The 15,889-nt window shown below is 75.6% G+C and carries 12 protein-coding genes and 1 tRNA gene; 4 read left to right on the forward strand and 9 right to left on the reverse strand.

Annotation, left to right across the window (positions count from 1 at the left end):
• Positions 1-19 precede the first annotated feature (19 nt).
• On the forward strand, positions 20-1,033 hold the full coding sequence (locus tag ACI781_RS06105; RefSeq protein ID WP_456565184.1) for an NADPH:quinone reductase: 1,014 nt from the start codon (positions 20-22) through the stop codon (positions 1,031-1,033).
• A gap of 13 nt (positions 1,034-1,046) precedes the next feature.
• Here the strand turns inward: ACI781_RS06105 and ACI781_RS06110 are convergent, their stop codons facing one another.
• From ACI781_RS06110 to ACI781_RS06120, 3 genes are read right to left on the reverse strand one after another with little or no spacing between them, the layout of a single operon-like run.
• Positions 1,047-2,210: an acyl-CoA dehydrogenase family protein gene (locus ACI781_RS06110; protein WP_456565185.1), complete on the reverse strand. Its 1,164-nt coding sequence runs from the start codon at positions 2,208-2,210 to the stop codon at positions 1,047-1,049.
• Entirely contained in the window at positions 2,207-4,216 is a 2,010-nt protein-coding gene (locus tag ACI781_RS06115; protein WP_456565186.1) for an ATP-binding protein, read from the reverse strand. Before ACI781_RS06115 ends, ACI781_RS06110 begins: the two co-directional genes overlap by 4 nt.
• Before the next feature lie 8 nt (positions 4,217-4,224).
• Entirely contained in the window at positions 4,225-5,838 is a 1,614-nt protein-coding gene (locus ACI781_RS06120; RefSeq protein ID WP_456565187.1) for a carboxyl transferase domain-containing protein, read from the reverse strand.
• Between the two features lie 58 nt (positions 5,839-5,896).
• Here ACI781_RS06120 and ACI781_RS06125 point away from each other — a divergent pair, with 58 nt between their 5' ends.
• A complete protein-coding gene (locus tag ACI781_RS06125) occupies positions 5,897-6,586 on the forward strand; it encodes a TetR/AcrR family transcriptional regulator (RefSeq protein ID WP_456565188.1) in 690 nt (229 codons plus the stop codon).
• A gap of 87 nt (positions 6,587-6,673) precedes the next feature.
• Here ACI781_RS06125 and ACI781_RS06130 read toward each other — a convergent pair whose 3' ends face one another.
• Positions 6,674-8,698, reverse strand: a complete 2,025-nt coding sequence (locus ACI781_RS06130; protein ID WP_456565189.1) for a hypothetical protein — start codon at positions 8,696-8,698, stop codon at positions 6,674-6,676.
• A gap of 126 nt (positions 8,699-8,824) precedes the next feature.
• Positions 8,825-10,033 carry a hypothetical protein gene (locus ACI781_RS06135; RefSeq protein WP_456565190.1) on the reverse strand — a complete coding sequence of 403 codons (1,209 nt, stop codon included), beginning with the start codon at positions 10,031-10,033 and terminating at the stop codon, positions 8,825-8,827.
• Between the two features lie 151 nt (positions 10,034-10,184).
• On the opposite strand from ACI781_RS06135, the gene orn reads away from it, so the two are divergent.
• Positions 10,185-10,874, forward strand: coding sequence for an oligoribonuclease (gene orn, locus ACI781_RS06140; RefSeq protein ID WP_456565191.1), 690 nt, complete (start codon positions 10,185-10,187; stop codon positions 10,872-10,874).
• 68 nt (positions 10,875-10,942) lie between these two features.
• Positions 10,943-11,018, forward strand: a tRNA-His gene (locus ACI781_RS06145).
• A 78-nt stretch (positions 11,019-11,096) separates the two neighbouring features.
• Here ACI781_RS06145 and ACI781_RS06150 read toward each other — a convergent pair.
• The 4 genes from ACI781_RS06150 to ACI781_RS06165 form a co-directional block, all read right to left on the reverse strand.
• Complete coding sequence (locus ACI781_RS06150; protein ID WP_456565192.1) at positions 11,097-12,251, reverse strand: ScyD/ScyE family protein; 1,155 nt, start codon at positions 12,249-12,251, stop codon at positions 11,097-11,099.
• 162 nt (positions 12,252-12,413) lie between these two features.
• Positions 12,414-13,364 carry a helix-turn-helix transcriptional regulator gene (locus tag ACI781_RS06155; RefSeq protein ID WP_456565193.1) on the reverse strand — a complete coding sequence of 317 codons (951 nt, stop codon included), beginning with the start codon at positions 13,362-13,364 and terminating at the stop codon, positions 12,414-12,416.
• 140 nt (positions 13,365-13,504) lie between these two features.
• Entirely contained in the window at positions 13,505-14,338 is an 834-nt protein-coding gene (locus ACI781_RS06160) for a mycofactocin-coupled SDR family oxidoreductase (protein ID WP_456565194.1), read from the reverse strand.
• A gap of 20 nt (positions 14,339-14,358) precedes the next feature.
• Positions 14,359-15,675, reverse strand: a complete 1,317-nt coding sequence (locus ACI781_RS06165) for an aspartate aminotransferase family protein (protein WP_456565195.1) — start codon at positions 15,673-15,675, stop codon at positions 14,359-14,361.
• Between the last annotated feature and the right edge of the window lie 214 nt (positions 15,676-15,889).

The raw sequence follows: 15,889 nt of genomic DNA on the forward strand, positions 1-15,889 counted from the left end.
GCCCGGGTAGGGGCCCGGGGTGCGAGCGGTCACCTACGCCGGGAACGGCGGCCCCGAGGTCCTGCGCCTGAGCGACGTCCCCGTGCCCGACCCCGGCCCCGGCGAGGTCCGGGTCCGGCTCGCGCTGGCCGGCGTGAACCCGACCGACTGGAAGGCCCGCGAGGGCACGCCCCCGGCCGGCGGCCTGCAGGTCCCCGGGCAGGACGGCGCCGGCACCGTCGACGCCGTCGGGCAGGGCGTGGACCCCGCGGTGCTCGGCCAGCGGGTCTGGGTGTGGGAGGCGGCCTGGCAGCGCCCGCACGGGACCGCCGCCGAGCACACCGTCGTCCCGCTGCGCCAGGCGGTGCTCCTCGGCCCCGACGCGCCGGCGGAGCTGGGCGCGGCGCTGGGCATCCCGTTCCTCACCGCGCACCGGTGCCTGACCCTGGGCGGGGCCGTGCCCGACCGCCTGGGCCCCGGGGCGCTGACCGGGCGCACCGTCCTGGTCCAGGGCGGCGCCGGGGCGGTCGGCAACGCCGCGATCCAGCTGGCCCGCTGGGCCGACGCCACCGTGATCACCACCGTGAGCAGTCCCCGCAAGGCGCAGCTGGCCGCGGCCGCCGGCGCCTCGCACGTCGTCGACTACCGCCGGCAGGACGTCGTCGCCGAGGTGCGGAAGGTGGCGCCGCGCGGCGTGGACGCGATCGTGGAGGTGTCCGCCGCCCGCAACGCCGCCGTCGACGCCCAGGTCGTCGGGATGCACGGCGCCGTCGCCATGTACGCCGACGACGGCGGCGCCGAGGTGACCATCCCCGTCCGCTCGCAGATGGGCCCGAACGCGCGGTGGGCGTTCGTGCTCGTCTACACCGAGCCCGAGCGCGCCAAGGTGATCGGCGTGGAGGACGTCAACGCGGCCGTGCTCGACGGGGCGGTCCGGGTCGGGGAGGACGCCGGCCTGCCGCTGCACGTCTTCCCCCTCGCCGAGACCGCCGACGCCCACCGCGCCGTGCAGGACGGCGTCGTCGGCAAGGTGCTGATCGACGTGACGGCGTAGCCGGGGACCTCCGTCAGCCGACGCCGAGCTCGCGGGCGATGAGCATCCGCTGCACCTCGCTGGTGCCCTCGCCGATCTCCAGGACCTTCGCGTCGCGGTAGAAGCGGCCCACCGGGAACTCGTTCATGAAGCCGTAGCCGCCGTGCACCTGGGCGGCGTAGCGGGCGTTCTCCATCGCGACCTCGGAGCTGTAGAGCTTCGCGATCGACGCCTCGCGGCGGAACGGCTCGCCGCGCAGCATCCGCTCGGCGGCCCGGTAGTAGGCCAGCCGCGCGGTGGAGGCGCGCACCTCCATGTCGGCGATCATGAACTGGACGGCCTGGTTGCGGCCGATCGGCCCGCCGAACGCCTCCCGCTGGCCGGCGTACTTCACCGACTCGTCGACGCAGCCCTGCGCCAGCCCCACCGACAGCGCCGAGATCGCGACCCGCCCCTCGTCCAGGATCGACAGGAACTGCGCGTACCCGCGGCCCCGCTCCCCCACCAGGTTCGCCGCCGGGACGCGCACGTCGGCGAACGACAGCTCCCGGGTGTCCGAGGCGTTCCAGCCGACCTTCGAGTAGCGCTTGCCGACCGTGAACCCCGGCGTGCCCGAGGGGATCGCGATCGCCGAGATCTCCTTGCCGCCGTCGGCGCGGGTGCCGGTGACCGCCGTGACGGTGACCAGCTCGGTGAGGTCGGTGCCGGAGTTGGTGATGAACGCCTTGCTGCCGTTCACCACCCACTCGTCGCCGTCCAGCGTCGCCGTGGTGCGGGTGGCGCCGGCGTCGGAGCCGCCGCCGGGCTCGGTGAGGCCGAACGCGGCCAGCGCCTCCCCGCTGCACAGCCGCGGCAGCCAGCGCCGCCGCTGCTCCTCGGTGCCGAACCGGTGGATCGGCATGGCGCCCAGCGACACCCCGGCCTCGAGCGTGATCGCCACCGAGCTGTCCACCCGCGCCAGCTCCTCCAGCGCCACGCACAGGTCGAAGTAGGTGCCACCGCCCCCGCCGTACTCCTCGGGGAAGGGCAGGCCGAACAGCCCGAGCTCGCCCATCTGCCGCACGATCGCGGTGGGGAACTCGTCGCGTTCGTAGAACTCCCCGATCTGCGGGGCCACGACCTCGCGGGCGAACTCGCGGACCGTCGTCCGCAGCGCCTCGGTCTCCTCGTCCAGCCGGTAGTCCAGCACCGCGCTCACTCCCCCTCGCCAGGGACGGCCGACGCCGGGGTCGCCGGGGTCACCACCGCCACCCGCTCGTCCAGCCGGACCGGTCGGCCCGCCGTCACCGGGAGCTCGGTGACCGTCCCCGCGACCGGGGCGGTCAGCACGTGCTCCATCTTCATCGCCTCGACGACCAGCAGCGGGGCGCCGGCCTCGACCGCGTCCCCGACCGCGGCGCGGACGACGGTCACCGTGCCCGGCATCGGCGCGGTCACCACCCCGCCGCCGGTGCGCTCCGCCACCTCGGCGTGCAGCCACTCCTGCTCGCGCAGCGCCACGGTGTGCCCGCCGCCGGCGAGCCAGACCGTGCCGCCGTCGTGCGCGAGCCGGTACCGCGCCGTCGTCCCGTCCACGGTCACCGACAGCTCGTCGCCGTTCCGGTGTGCGCGGGCCGGGACGGCGCCGCCCTCGCCCACGCGCACCTGCGCGTCGGCCGACCGGCCGCGGACGCGTACCTCGACCGGCTCGCGGCCGGGCGCCTGCAGCCGGCGCAGCGTCCAGGCCGGCTCACCGAGGCGCCAGCCGTCGGGCACGTCCCAGGGGTCGACGACGGCGCCGGCCGGCTCGGCCTCCAGCAGCAGCGCCAGCGCGGCGGCGGCGTACACCTCCCCGGGCACCTCCGCGGTCGCGGTCAGCGCCTCGCCGCGGCGCTCGATGAGCCCGGTGTCGAGCCGTCCGGCGGCGACGTCGGGGTCGGCGAGCAGCGCCCGCAGGAAGGCGGTGTTGGTCGGGACGCCGAGCACCTGCGTGCCGGCCAGCGCGGCGAGTAGCCGGGTCCGGGCCGCCTCGCGGTCCGGCCCCCAGGCGACCACCTTCGCCAGCATCGGGTCGTAGTCGGTGCCGACGACGGAACCGGGGGCGAGCGAGCCGTCCACCCGCACCCCCGGGCCGGTGGGTTCCCCGAGCGCGAGCACGGTGCCGCTCTGCGGGAGGAACCCGCGGGCCGGGTCCTCGGCGTACACGCGCGCCTCCATGGCGTGCCCGTCGAGCCGGACGTCGTCCTGCCCGAACGGCAGCGGCTCACCGGCCGCGACCCGCAGCTGCAACTCGACCAGGTCCAGGCCGGTGACCGCCTCGGTGACCGGGTGCTCGACCTGCAGCCGGGTGTTCATCTCGAGGAAGAAGAACTGGTCGGGTCGCTCGCCGTCGACGATGAACTCGACCGTGCCCGCCCCGGTGTAGCCGACCGCGCGGGCGGCCTCGACGGCGGCGGCGCCCATCGTCGCGCGCTGCGCCGGGGACAGCAGCGGCGACGGCGCCTCCTCGACCACCTTCTGGTGCCGGCGCTGCAGGCTGCACTCGCGCTCCCCGAGGTGGACGACGGTGCCGGCGGTGTCGCCGAGCACCTGCACCTCGACGTGCCGGGCGGCGCCGACGTACCGCTCGACCAGCAGGGTGTCGTCGCCGAAGGAGCCGCGCGCCTCGCGCCGGGCGGCGGCGATCTGGTCGGCCAGCTCGGACGCGTCGCGGACCACCCGCATGCCCTTGCCGCCGCCGCCCGCGCTCGGCTTGAGCAGCACCGGGAACCCGACCTCGAGGGCGGCCGCGGCGACGGCGTCGTCGTCCATGCCGGGCTCGGTGCGGCCGGGGACGACCGGGACGCCGGCGGCCATGACGGTCTGCTTGGCGCGGATCTTGTCCGCCATCGCCTCGATGGCGGGGACCGGCGGTCCCACGAAGACCAGGCCGGCCGCCGCGCAGGCCTTCGCCAGGTCGACGTTCTCCGACAGGAAGCCGTAGCCGGGGTGGACCGCCTCCGTCCCGGTGCGGACCGCCGCCTCGACCACCCGCTCGACGGACAGGTAGCTCTCGGCGGCCGGTGCGGGCCCGAGCCGGACGGCGACGTCGGCGACGCGGGTGTGCAGCGCGCCGGCGTCGGCGTCGGAGTGGACGGCGACCGAGCGGATGCCCATCGCGCGCAGGGTGCGGACCACCCGGACGGCGATCTCCCCCCGGTTGGCGACCAGGACGGACTCGAACATCGGCGTCCTCACATCCGGAAGACGCCGTAGCCGACGTCCTCGAGGGGCGCGTTCGCGCAGGCCGACAGGGCCAGGCCGAGCACGGTGCGGGTCTGCGCGGGGTCGATCACGCCGTCGTCCCAGAGCCGGGCGGTGGCGTGGTACGGGTGCCCCTGCTCCTCGTACTGCTCGCGGATCGGGGCCGTGAAGGCCTCCTCGTCCTCGGCCGACCACTGCTCGCCGCGGGCCTCGAACGCCTCGCGGCGGACGGTGGCCAGCACCGAGGCGGCCTGCTCGCCGCCCATCACGGAGATGCGCGCGTTGGGCCAGGTGAACAGGAAGCGGGGCGAGAAGGCCCGGCCGCACATGGAGTAGTTGCCGGCGCCGAAGGACCCGCCGATGACGACGGTCAGCTTGGGCACCCGCGCGCAGGCGACGGCGGTGACCATCTTGGCGCCGTGCTTGGCGATCCCGGCGGCCTCGTAGTCGCGGCCGACCATGAACCCGGTGATGTTCTGCAGGAACAGCAGCGGGACGGCGCGGCGGTCGCACAGCTCGACGAAGTGCGCGCCCTTGAGCGCCGACTCCCCGAACAGGACGCCGTTGTTGGCCACGATCCCGACCGGGTGGCCGTGCAGCCGGGCGAAACCGGTCACCAGCGTGGGCCCGTACAGCGGTTTGAACTCGGCGAACCAGCTGCCGTCGACCAGCCGGGCGATGACCCCGCGGACGTCGTAGGGGGTGCGCGGGTCGGTCGGCACCACCTCGTACAGCGACTCCGGCGGGTGCAGCGGCTCCTCCGCCGGCTCGACGTCCCACGGGCGCGGCGGGCGCGGCCCGAGGGTCCCGACGACCTGGCGCAGGATCTGCAGGGCGTGCGCGTCGTCGTCGGCGAGGTGGTCGGTGACCCCGCTGACCCGGGAGTGCAGGTCTCCCCCGCCCAGGTCCTCGGCGGTCACGACCTCCCCGGTCGCGGCGCGCACCAGCGGCGGGCCGCCGAGGAAGATCGTGCCCTGCTCCCGGACGATCACCGCCTCGTCGCTCATCGCCGGCACGTACGCGCCGCCGGCGGTGCACGACCCGAGGACGGCGGCCAGCTGGGGGATGCCCGCTTTGGACAGGGTGGCCTGGTTGTAGAAGATCCGGCCGAAGTGGTCGCGGTCGGGGAACACCTCGTCCTGCAGCGGGAGGAACGCCCCGCCGGAGTCGACGAGGTAGAGGCAGGGCAGCCGGTTCTGCAGCGCCACCTCCTGCGCGCGCAGGTGCTTCTTCACCGTCATCGGGTAGTAGGTGCCGCCCTTGACGGTCGCGTCGTTGGCGACGACGACGCACTCCCGACCCGCCACCCGCCCGACGCCGGTGATGATGCCGGCGGCCGGGGCGTCGCCGTCGTACATGCCGTGCGCGGCCAGCGGTGAGAGCTCCAGGAACCGGCTGCCGGGGTCGAGCAGGGCGTCGACCCGCTCGCGGGGCAGCAGCTTGCCGCGGGCGACGTGCCGCTCCCGGGCCCGCTCCCCGCCGCCCTCGGCGACCCGGGCGAGCTGCGCGGCGAGGTCGGCGACCAGGGCGCGGTGGGCCGCGGCGGAACGGGCGGCCGCGTCGGGGTCGGTCGGTGCGCTGCGGCTCAGCACGGGGGCGTCCACGGGCCGGATGTTAACGACGGTTCACGAGGCTCCGCAAACGACGGTTAACATCCCCGCCGTGACCCCGGCCGACACCGAGCAGCGCCCCGCGAGACCACAGCCGGCCGACACCGCGCCCGCCGACACCACGCCTTCCGACACCACGCTGTCCCACACCACGCTGTCGGACACCGCGTTGCACGCCGACGCGAGCCGGCCCTCGCGCCGGGAGCAGATCCTGCGGGCGGCCGCGCAGCTGTTCGCCGAGCGCGGCGCGCGGGCGGTCGGGGTGGACGACGTCGGCGCGGCTGTCGGCGTGACCGGCCCGGCGATCTACCGGCACTTCGCCAGCAAGGACGCGATGCTGGCCGAGATGCTGCTGCGGATCAGCGAGCGGCTGCTGACCGGCGCCACCGCCGAGGTGGCCGCGGCCGGCCCGGACCCGCTGGCGCAGCTGCGCGCGCTCATCGCCTTCCAGGTCGACTTCGCGCTGGACAACCCGGCGCTGATCACGGTGCAGGACCGCGACCTGCCCGGCCTCGCCGACGACGACGCGCACGAGGTGCGGCGGCTGCAGCGGCGCTACGTCGAGGTGTGGGTGGGCGTGCTCACCGCCCTGCACCCGGCGGCGGGCGTGGAGGCCTGCCGGGCGCGGGCCCACGCGGTGTTCGGGCTGGTCAACTCCACCCCGCACAGCGCCGGCCGGCTGCCCCGCGCGCGGATGGCGCAGCTGCTCACCGCGATGGCGGAGTCCGCCGCCACCGCCTGACCCGCCTGACCCGCCCGAGGCATGGGAGGCCTTCCCCTCATCCGGGCGCCGAGGACGTGGGGATGGCCTCCCATGCCTCGGGCGCCGTCAGCGGCTGGGGTGGGGCATCTCCAGCGCGAGCGCGGTGCCGGCGAGGGTGTCGAGCGCCGAGGACGGTCCCGGCGCCGCCACCCACGCGGTCTCGACGATGGTGACGACGGTGTCGTCGCCCACCGCGCTGGCGTACTGCGCGCCGGACAGCCCATCGGGGCCGCCGGGGTAGCGCACCCCCTCGCGCAGCAGGTCGCTGACGTTGCCGCTGCCGTCGGTGTCGGCCAGCGTCCGCAGCTGGTCGGCGAGCCGCTCGTCGCCCATGTCGACCGCGGCCACCGAGACGACGACCGGGGCGCCGTCCACGTCGGCCGACCACAGCCCCCGCGCCAGGCCGCGGCAGTCGGTCGCGGCGAAGAAGCCGGCCACCCGTCCGTAGGCGTGGTCGGCGCAGCTGTCGTCGACCTCCAGCCGCTCCAGGGTGAACACCGTGCCGTCGAGCTCGGCGGTGTCGCCCGGCTGCGGGCCGTCGGCCGGGGCGGGCGCGCTCGACGTCGGCGTCGGGTCCGGGGCCGCGTCGCGGTTCCCGGCGGGGTCGTCGCCGCCGGACAGCAGCACCGTCCCGAGGACGACGGCGAGCACGACCACGACGGCCGCGGCCAGCAGCAGGAGCCGCCGGGTGCGCTCCGGCCGCCGGCGGGCGACGACCAGCGGCATGCCGGCCGGCCGCTCACCGGCCGCGGGCGCCGGCGACGAGGCGGCGGACGACGACCCGGACGACGACCCGGACGACGACGACCCGGACGACGACGACCCGGACGACGACCGCCCGGACGACGACCGCCCGGCGGAGGAGCGCTCGCGCCCCTGCTCGGTCACGCCGACGGTGGGGCCGACCAGGGTCCGCGGTGCCGACGGCGCGCCGGGGTCGGTCGTCTCCGAGCTCCCGAAGAGCCCGCCGATGCCGTCGGTCTCGTCCGGGTGCTCCGCCGGCGAGGACGGCGAGGACGGCGAGGACGGGGAAGACACCGGTGAGGACACCGACGGCGCCCACGCCGGGGCGGTCGGCGGTGCGGCCGCGGCCGGTGGCGCGGCGTACTGCCCGGCGGGCGCGTACTGCGGCGCGGCGGCGGGCTGTGCGAAGGGCGTGGCCGGGGCGGGCTGCGGCGCGGCGTCCCGGACGGCGGCGTCGCGCGAGGCCGCGACAGCGGCCTGGTGCGCGGCCGCCGCCTCGTCGGCGCGGATGGCCGCCGCGGCCACCGCGGCGGCCGCGGCGGGGTCGACCAGCGGCCCGCCGGGGCCCTGGGCGACGAACCCTCCGGTCACCGGCGCCACGGGCGGGGCGCCCATCGGCGCGGGGTAGGCGGCCGGCGGCGCCGCGGCCGAGGCGGCGTTCATGGCCGCGGGCGCGAGCAGTTCCCGCCGGCGCAGCACGTAGGGCGAGTAGGGGAAGCCCTCGCCGTTGAGCTCCTCCACCGACGGGCCGCGACCGGGCATGCCGAGCACCTCGAGCGCCGTCCGCACGTCGGCCGTCGTCCACAGGCGGGGGTTGTCCACGCCGGCGTAGCGCGCCGCGCGGGCGATGCCCAGCAGCAGCGAGCGGGACTCCAGCAGCGCCACCTGGTCGCCCTCGCCGAGGTCGCCGTCGGCCGGGACCAGGCCGGTGAGGTCCCCGACGAGCACGGTGAGGCGGGCGATCCGGCCGGGCTCCAGGCCGGCCCGGCGCAGCCTGACCGCGGCCTCCATGCCGGCCCGCATGAGGCCGTCCAGCGGCGAGGAGCCGCCACCGGCGATCTGCAGCACCTCACCGGGCCGCGCGTCGGGCGCGATGCTCCAGGCGCCCTCGGGGACCGCGGTCACCACCCCGGTCTGCTTGGGCACCTCGGCGATGCGCACGACCGCCAGGCCCTCGGGGACGAACAGGACGGCGTCGCTGATGCGCCGACCCCTCGGCCCGTCGGCCAGCGGCAGCGACGCGACGACCGCCGAGCGCACCGCGCCGCCGGTGTCCCACCGGGCCAGCTCGGCGAAGACGGCGCGCTCCCCGGCCGTCTGCAGCGGCTCGGGGGTCAGGGCCAGCACGTCGTCGTCCTCCGGCGGGTCGGGGTCAGGGGCGCCGGTGCTCGCGGGCACCACGGGGCGGGCGGACGGCAGCCGCCGGGCAGGGCAGGCCCCGACGCTACGTCATGTGACGGGTCGGTCCGGTGCTCAGCGCAGCGACGCGCCGCCCGCCGTGGCGGGCATCGCGGTCCCCGTGGCGCCGGGTTCCACCGGCGCGCGCCACGCGGCGAACCAGCCGCTGCGCGCGATCACGTCGACCGCCGTCCACAGGACCGTGAAGGAGGCCGTCACCAGGGCGATCGACCACCAGGTCCAGTTCCACGGCGGGAGCAGGTCGGCGGCGTCCTGCAGCCACCCCGCCCCGTAGACCGCCAGGGCGGTGATCGGCGCGGCGCTCCACCCGGGCAGGCCGTAGGTGACCGCCAGGTCGATGCACAGGGCGCCGACCAGCATCACCAGGGGCAGCACCGAGGCCGGGAAGCCCATGCCGACCAGCAGCAGCCACATCACCGCGCGGTAGGCGAGGTACACGCCGACGACCGCGGTGGCGGTGAAGCGCAGCCGGACGACCTTCCGGGCGACCACGAGGGCGAGCAGGCCGGCGCAGACGATCCACGCCGGGTGCACCCAGGAGGGCACCGGCAGCATGAACATCGTCGGGGTCTGGCCCTGGGAGGCGGCGAAGTCGAGCAGCTGCGGCTCGGCGGTGGTGTCGCCGGCCTCGTAGGCGCGCAGCGACAGGACGCCGTACTCCTGGTGCTGGTTGGGGAAGACGACGTTCTCGACGAAGAACAGCCACAGCCCCAGCGAGACCAGGTCGCGCACCCGGCCCGGGGCCGCGTACAGCCACCAGCCGCGGATCGCGCCCGCCAGCATGATCGCCGTCCCGAGGTACAGGAGGGCGTGGCTGGGGCTCCAGCTGGTGATGTCCAGGCCGTTGATGCGGTGGTTGACGATGTCGATCGGGATGGCGACGAGGAACGTCGCGATGCCGACCTGCATCAGGCGCAGCGCGCGGCGGTCGACGCCGTAGCCGCTGTAGCTGTGGAAGACGACGAGCCCGACGACGACGGCGGTGCCGACCGAGTTGAGCAGGTGCGGCGGGGCCAGGTCGTCGCGCAGCCACTTGAAGTGCCAGGACACGTCCCACGACGAGCCGAGCATCTTCAGCAGGAAGGCCCCGAGCCAGGCGGCGTAGATCCACCGCAGTTCCTGCTCGGTGGTCGCGCGGCCGGGCCGGCCCGGGGTCATGTAGGCCAGCCACAACCACCGCAGCGTCGCGAACGGGGAGCGGACGGCGGCCGACAGCGTCCCGGGGGCCGGCGGGACCGCGCGGGCGGGAGGAGAGCTGGGCACGGGGGTGCTCCCTGCAGATCGGGGTGGGGGCATGGCGAGCCTAGCTGCGGGAGGGCCCGGATCCGACCCTCCGAGTGGTCCTGTCGCGGCGCGTGCGGTAGAGGCGGGCAGGCGGGGCGGGCGGGACGCACGGTGCGTAGGGTCCTGCCCCGTGGCGGAGAGCGCGGGGCACCTGGTCTGGATCGACTGCGAGATGACCGGCCTGGACCTGGAGAAGGACAGGCTGATCGAGGTGGCCGTCCTGGTCACCGACTCCGACCTCAACGTGCTGGACCCGGGCCTGGACCTGGTCATCCACGCCGACGACGAGGCACTGGCCGGGATGGTCGACGTGGTGCAGGAGATGCACCGCAAGTCGGGGCTGACCGACGCCGTCCGGGCGTCGACGCTCACCGTCGCCGAGGCCGAGCAGCAGGTGCTCGCCTACGTGAAGCGGTTCGTGCCCGAGCGGCGCAGCGCCCCGCTGTGCGGGAACTCGATCGGCACCGACCGCGGCTTCCTGGCCCGTGACATGCCCGAGCTCGACGACCACCTGCACTACCGGATGGTCGACGTCTCCTCGGTCAAGGAGCTGGCCCGGCGCTGGTTCCCCCGCGTCTACTTCGCCCAGCCGGCCAAGGGCCTGGCCCACCGCGCGCTGGCCGACATCATCGAGTCGGTCCGGGAGCTGGCCTACTACCGCCGGACGCTGTTCGTCGACGGCGCCGGCCCGTCGTCGACGCAGGCGCAGGCGGCGGCCGGGGAGGTCACCGAGGCCTTCGCCGCCGTCCTCGCCGCCGGCGACGCCACCCCGCCCGCGGGCTCCCCCGGCACGCCGCCGCCCGCCACGCCGGGCGGCTGAGCGGCTCGGGTATCGTTGCCCCGGTTCCCGCGACGACGCCGCGACAGCGGCCGGTGCGGGGGCACGCGGTGGGTGTAGCTCAGCTGGTAGAGCACCAGGTTGTGATCCTGGGTGTCGCGGGTTCGAGCCCCGTCACTCACCCCACGAGAGAGGCCCTGGCCGGTTCCCCGGCCAGGGCCTCTCGCCGTCCCGGGCGCCGTCTCCCGACGGCGCCCGGCCACCTCACGCGGCGGCGAAGGCGCCCTCGCCGACCCGCACGATCGAGCCGCCGTCGGGGATCAGGCTGCCGGCCGCGGCGTACAGCGACCCGTCGAGGATCTCCAGGCCCTGCGGCAGCAGGACCGGTGCGTAGGTGCGCTCCCCGTCCGGGGTGATCCGCACGACCCGGCCGACCGGCTCGGTCGGCGGCGGGAAGGCCGGCGTGTCGCCGGACAGCTCGGACACGTAGACGGTGCCGTGGTGGCCGACCGCGATCCCGGTCATCGGGTTGAGGTCCTCGATGCGGCCGACCTCGTTGCCCCAGTCGTCCAGCACGTAGACCCGCCCGGCGCCCGGCGTGAGGGCGCCCAGCGTGCTGACGTAGAGCAGGCCGTCAGGGCCGCGGACGACGCCGGTGGGCACCGGGTCGCACCCGACCGTGGCCTCGTAGCCGGGGGCGGCCGGGTTGTTCTCCGCGCCCTCGCACGCGCCCGTGGTCACCAGCGGCGGCACGAAGAACGTGCTGATCTCGCCCGTGGCGCGGTCGACGGAGAGGACGGCGTTCGCCCCGGCGTCGGCCACGAACACGCGGTCGTGCTCGACCAGCACCGCGTACGGGTTGGACAGCGAGTCGACCGGCACGCTCTGCTCGTCCACCTGGCTCTGGCCGTCGGGGTTGACCAGCAGCTCGTACAGCAGCAGGTCGCAGGACCAGACGGGCACGCCGTAGGCGTCCAGCGCGACCAGCCCCGGGCCGGGCGGGAGCCCGCCGGTGTCCTGGCAGGTGGGCAGCGGGGTGCCCTCCGGCGGCAGGGAGATCGGCGGCGGTGGGCCCTCCTCCGGGCCGCCGCCGGTCTCGCCCAGCGCGACGACGATCGTGCCCGGCTCGTACCCGACGCCCTGCGGGTTGACGGTCCCCGGCGCACCGAGCGTGGCCACGGTCTCCACCCGCCCGTCGTGCAGGTGGACCGCGGAGATCTCGGCGGAGTCGGACTCGGCCACCAGCAGGTGGCCCTCGTAGTAGGCGTCGATCTGGCGCGGCCCCTGCAGGCCCTCCGCGACGGGTTCCACCGCGTCGTCGGCCGCCCCGCCTCCCCCGCCGGTCGCGCTGGCAGCCGTCGCCGGCACCACCAGCGCCAGGGTGGTCGCCGCGACCGCGGCACCCTTCCATCGCCTCATGGGTCTCTCCCTCGAGCAGCCCCCGTGGTCGATCGGTTCTCAGGACGGCCCGGACCCTGCTCCCCGCGACGGGGAACGCTCAAGGGCCGGTTCCGCTCTCCGGCGCGCGGCGTCGCGGACCGTGGTCGGTCCGTCGTCGTCCGTCCCGCCGCCGGGCGGCCGTCAGGGGGTGCGGTGCGCCCTGCGGTAGGCCAGCGGCGTGCTGCCGTGGGCCCGCTTGAACGCGTTGGTGAAGTGACTGGCGTCGGAGTAGCCCCACCGCATGGCGATGGCCTGGACCGCGTCGTCGGTCTGCAGCAGGTCCCGGCCGGCGCGGTCCAGGCGCCGGCGGCGCACCAGCGACTGGAAGCTGTCGCCCGAGTCGCCGAACAGCCGGTGCAGCGAGCGCACGGAGATGCTGTGCGCCTCGGCGGCCCGCTCCGCGGACAGGTTCCCCGTCGCCAGGTTCTCCTCGACCCAGCGGCAGACCGCCAGGCGCATGGCCTCGCTGACCGCCGCCCCCGACGGCTGGCGCCGGTCGCGCACCACGCCGAGCAGCAGGTCGACGACCGCACCCCGGGCGGCGGCCGCGGCCGCGGCGTCGAAGCGGTCGGCGTTGGCCGCGACGGCGAGGACCACGCTTCGCAGGACGGCGAGGAGGCCGGCGTCGGCCTCCCGCAGCACGTCCTCCTGCCGCAGCGAGCAGCTGCTGGACATGTGCAGCGCCGACTTGGGCACCAGCAGCATCGTCTGCGCGACCGGGTCGAGGCTCTCGGCCTCGACGAGCACGGCCGCGTCCCAGACGTCCATCGACGTCGTGGAGACGAACTCCCGCTGGTCCCCCAGGACCACCCGCTCGGCGAACATGCGGGTCTTCACCGAGACCCCGACGTAGCCGGCGGCCGGGGAACTGCTGGTCCAGCGAGCGCCGAAGGGGTCGGACTCGACGTCGACGACGACGACGTCCTGCACCATCCGCCGCCGCAGCCGGCCGCGGAAGGCCGTGACCTCCTCGGGGATCCACACCGCGTCGGCGACCCCGCTGCCCACGTAGGCCGCGCTCCACGCCCGCATCCGCGCCCCGTCGGCCGGCCCGCTCACCTCTCGCGTGCCGATGGTCGCTGCCGTCGTCATCCGAGACCCCTCACACCCGTGGCGACGCGGCGCCGTCCCTGCACCGGCCGCCCCGGAGACGGGGGCGGCCGGACGCAGCCTGCGGCAGTGGGGCCGGTCACGCAACGCCCGGACCGCGCGGCGCGGTCCGGTCGGTCCGCTCAGCGGATCGCGACCCCGGCGTCGATCGGCAGGTTCACCCCGGTGATGTAGCGGGCCTGGTCGGAGACCAGGAAGGCGATCGCGTTGCTGACGTCCCGTGGCTCGACCCACGGGATGGGGAGCGGGTGCCCGGCCAGGGAGGCCTTCGCGAACTCCTCCCGCCCGGGGTCGGGGTGGCCGGGGTTGAACAGCCGGTAGTACGACTCGTGCTGGATCATCGCCGTGTCGACCTGGGTGGGACTGACCGCGTTGACCCGGATGCCGTAGGGGCCCAGCTCGTTGGCGAGGGTCTTCATCAGCCCGGCGACCCCGTGCTTGGCCGCGACGTACTCGCCGACGTGGGCGAAGCCCCGCGTCGACGCCGTGGACGCGGTCAGCACGATGCTGCCGCCGGCCCCGGTCGCCTTCAGGTGCGGGATGGCCGCCCGGCAGGTGCGCCAGACGCCGGAGAGGTTGATCGCGATCGTGGTGTCCCAGGACTCCTCGCTGATCGAGTCCGCCGGGTGCGGGTCCACGGTGATGCCGGCGTTGGCCAGGACGACGTCCAGCCGGCCGAACTGGCCGACCCCGGCGGCGAGGACCCGCTGCAGCGCGGCGAGGTCGCGGACGTCGGCCTGCTCGGCGACGATCCGCCGGTCCAGGGCCTCCACCTGCCGCACGGTCTCGGCGAGGTCCTCGGCCGTGGCGCCGGGATAGGGCGTCCCCGGCACCTCGGCGCACAGGTCGACGGCGATGACGTCGGCGCCCTCCTCCGCGAGGCGGACCGCGTGGCTGCGCCCCTGCCCGCGGGCGGCTCCGGTGATGAAGGCGACCTTGCCCTCGAGCGATCCCATGTCGTGTCCCTCCTGGCCGCTCAGCCGTGGCGACGGGCGAGCACGGTCTGCAGTGACTCCTCCGTCGTCTCCAGCAGGCGGTCGACGTCGGCGTCGGTGTGGGTGGTGAAGATGATCGAGCGCTTGGGCGCCAGCGGGATCTCGAAGACCCCGCGCTCGATGTTGGCCAGGCGCACGGCGACGTAGAGCTCGTCGTCGTTGTCCAGGACGTCCTCGTGGCGGCGCACTGGGCGCTGCGGGATCACGTAGGTGTTGAAGCAGGACCCGAAGCCAGCCGCGACCGCGCTGACCCCGGCCCGGTCGTAGACCTCCTGCAGGCCGGCCCGGATGCGGTCGCCGCGCCGGAACAGCTCCGGGTAGGGGTCGGTGGCCTCGAGCTTGTCGATGCAGGCGACGGCCGCCGCGGCCATGGCGGGGTGACCGTTGTAGGTGCCGCCGAAGAAGGCGCGGCCGCCCGGCCGGGTGGCGTACTGGTCCATGAGCTCGGCGCGGCCCGCGACGCCCGCGATGGGGAAGCCGTTGCCGACGGCCTTGCCGAAGGTGGTGATGTCCGGCGTGATCCCGATGAGGGACTGGTAGCCGCGCAGCGCGTGCCGGAAGCCGGTGACGACCTCGTCGAAGACGAACACCGCGCCGTTCGCGGCCGCGATGCGCTGCACCGCGTGGTGGAACCCGTCGTCGGGCAGCACGTTGCCCAGCGCGTGCAGGATGGGCTCGACGATGACGCCGGCGATCTCCCCGGGGTGCTCGGCGAAGGCGCGCTCGACGGCGGCGGGGTCGTTGAACGGGACGACGACGGTCTGCGCGGCGGCCTCGGGCAGCGCACCGGGGACCGGGGTCGGGGTGTTCAGCCGCTCCCGGGGCGTCCCCACCCCGTTCATGAGCAGCGAGTCGCTCCAGCCGTGGTAGGCACCCTGGAACTTGAGGATCTTCGAGCGGCCGGTGACCACACGCGCGAGCCGGACCGCGTGCGCGGTCGCCTCGGACCCGGAGTTGCAGAACAGGACCCGCTCGGCGCTGGGCAGCAGGCCGGTGATGCGTTCGGCGAGCTCGACCTCCTCGGCGGTGACCCCGAAGCCGACGAGGTCAGTGCGCCGGGCGGCCGCGGCCGCGGCCGCGTTGACGTCGGGGTCGTTGTGCCCGAGCAGGGTCGCCCCGAAGGCGCCCTGGAAGTCCAGGAACTCGCGGCCGTCGGCGGTGGTGAAGGTGGAGCCCCGCGTGCCGACGACGGTGATGTCGTCGCACCCGGGCAGCCGCCGGCTGGCGCTGTTCACGCCGCCGGGCAGCACCGCCCGCGCTCGGGTCAGCAGCTCTCCGGACGTGGCCAGGACCACCACGCCACCCCCTCTCGCTCGGCGGGCCCGTCCGCGGTGCGCGGGCCCGGTGTGCCGAGCCTGCCCCTCGCCCACCTCCCGCCCTTGTCCGTGCCTGCCACGGACTTGTACGGCGCCGGCCCGGCGGGACCGGCCCGCGACCCGGCGGCGTCGACCGGGTCCGGCCGCCGGGCGGCTAACCTGGACCGTCGGGACGCCGGGCGCGCGACCGCGGGTC

This window comes from Blastococcus sp. SYSU D00695 (assembly GCF_054050555.1).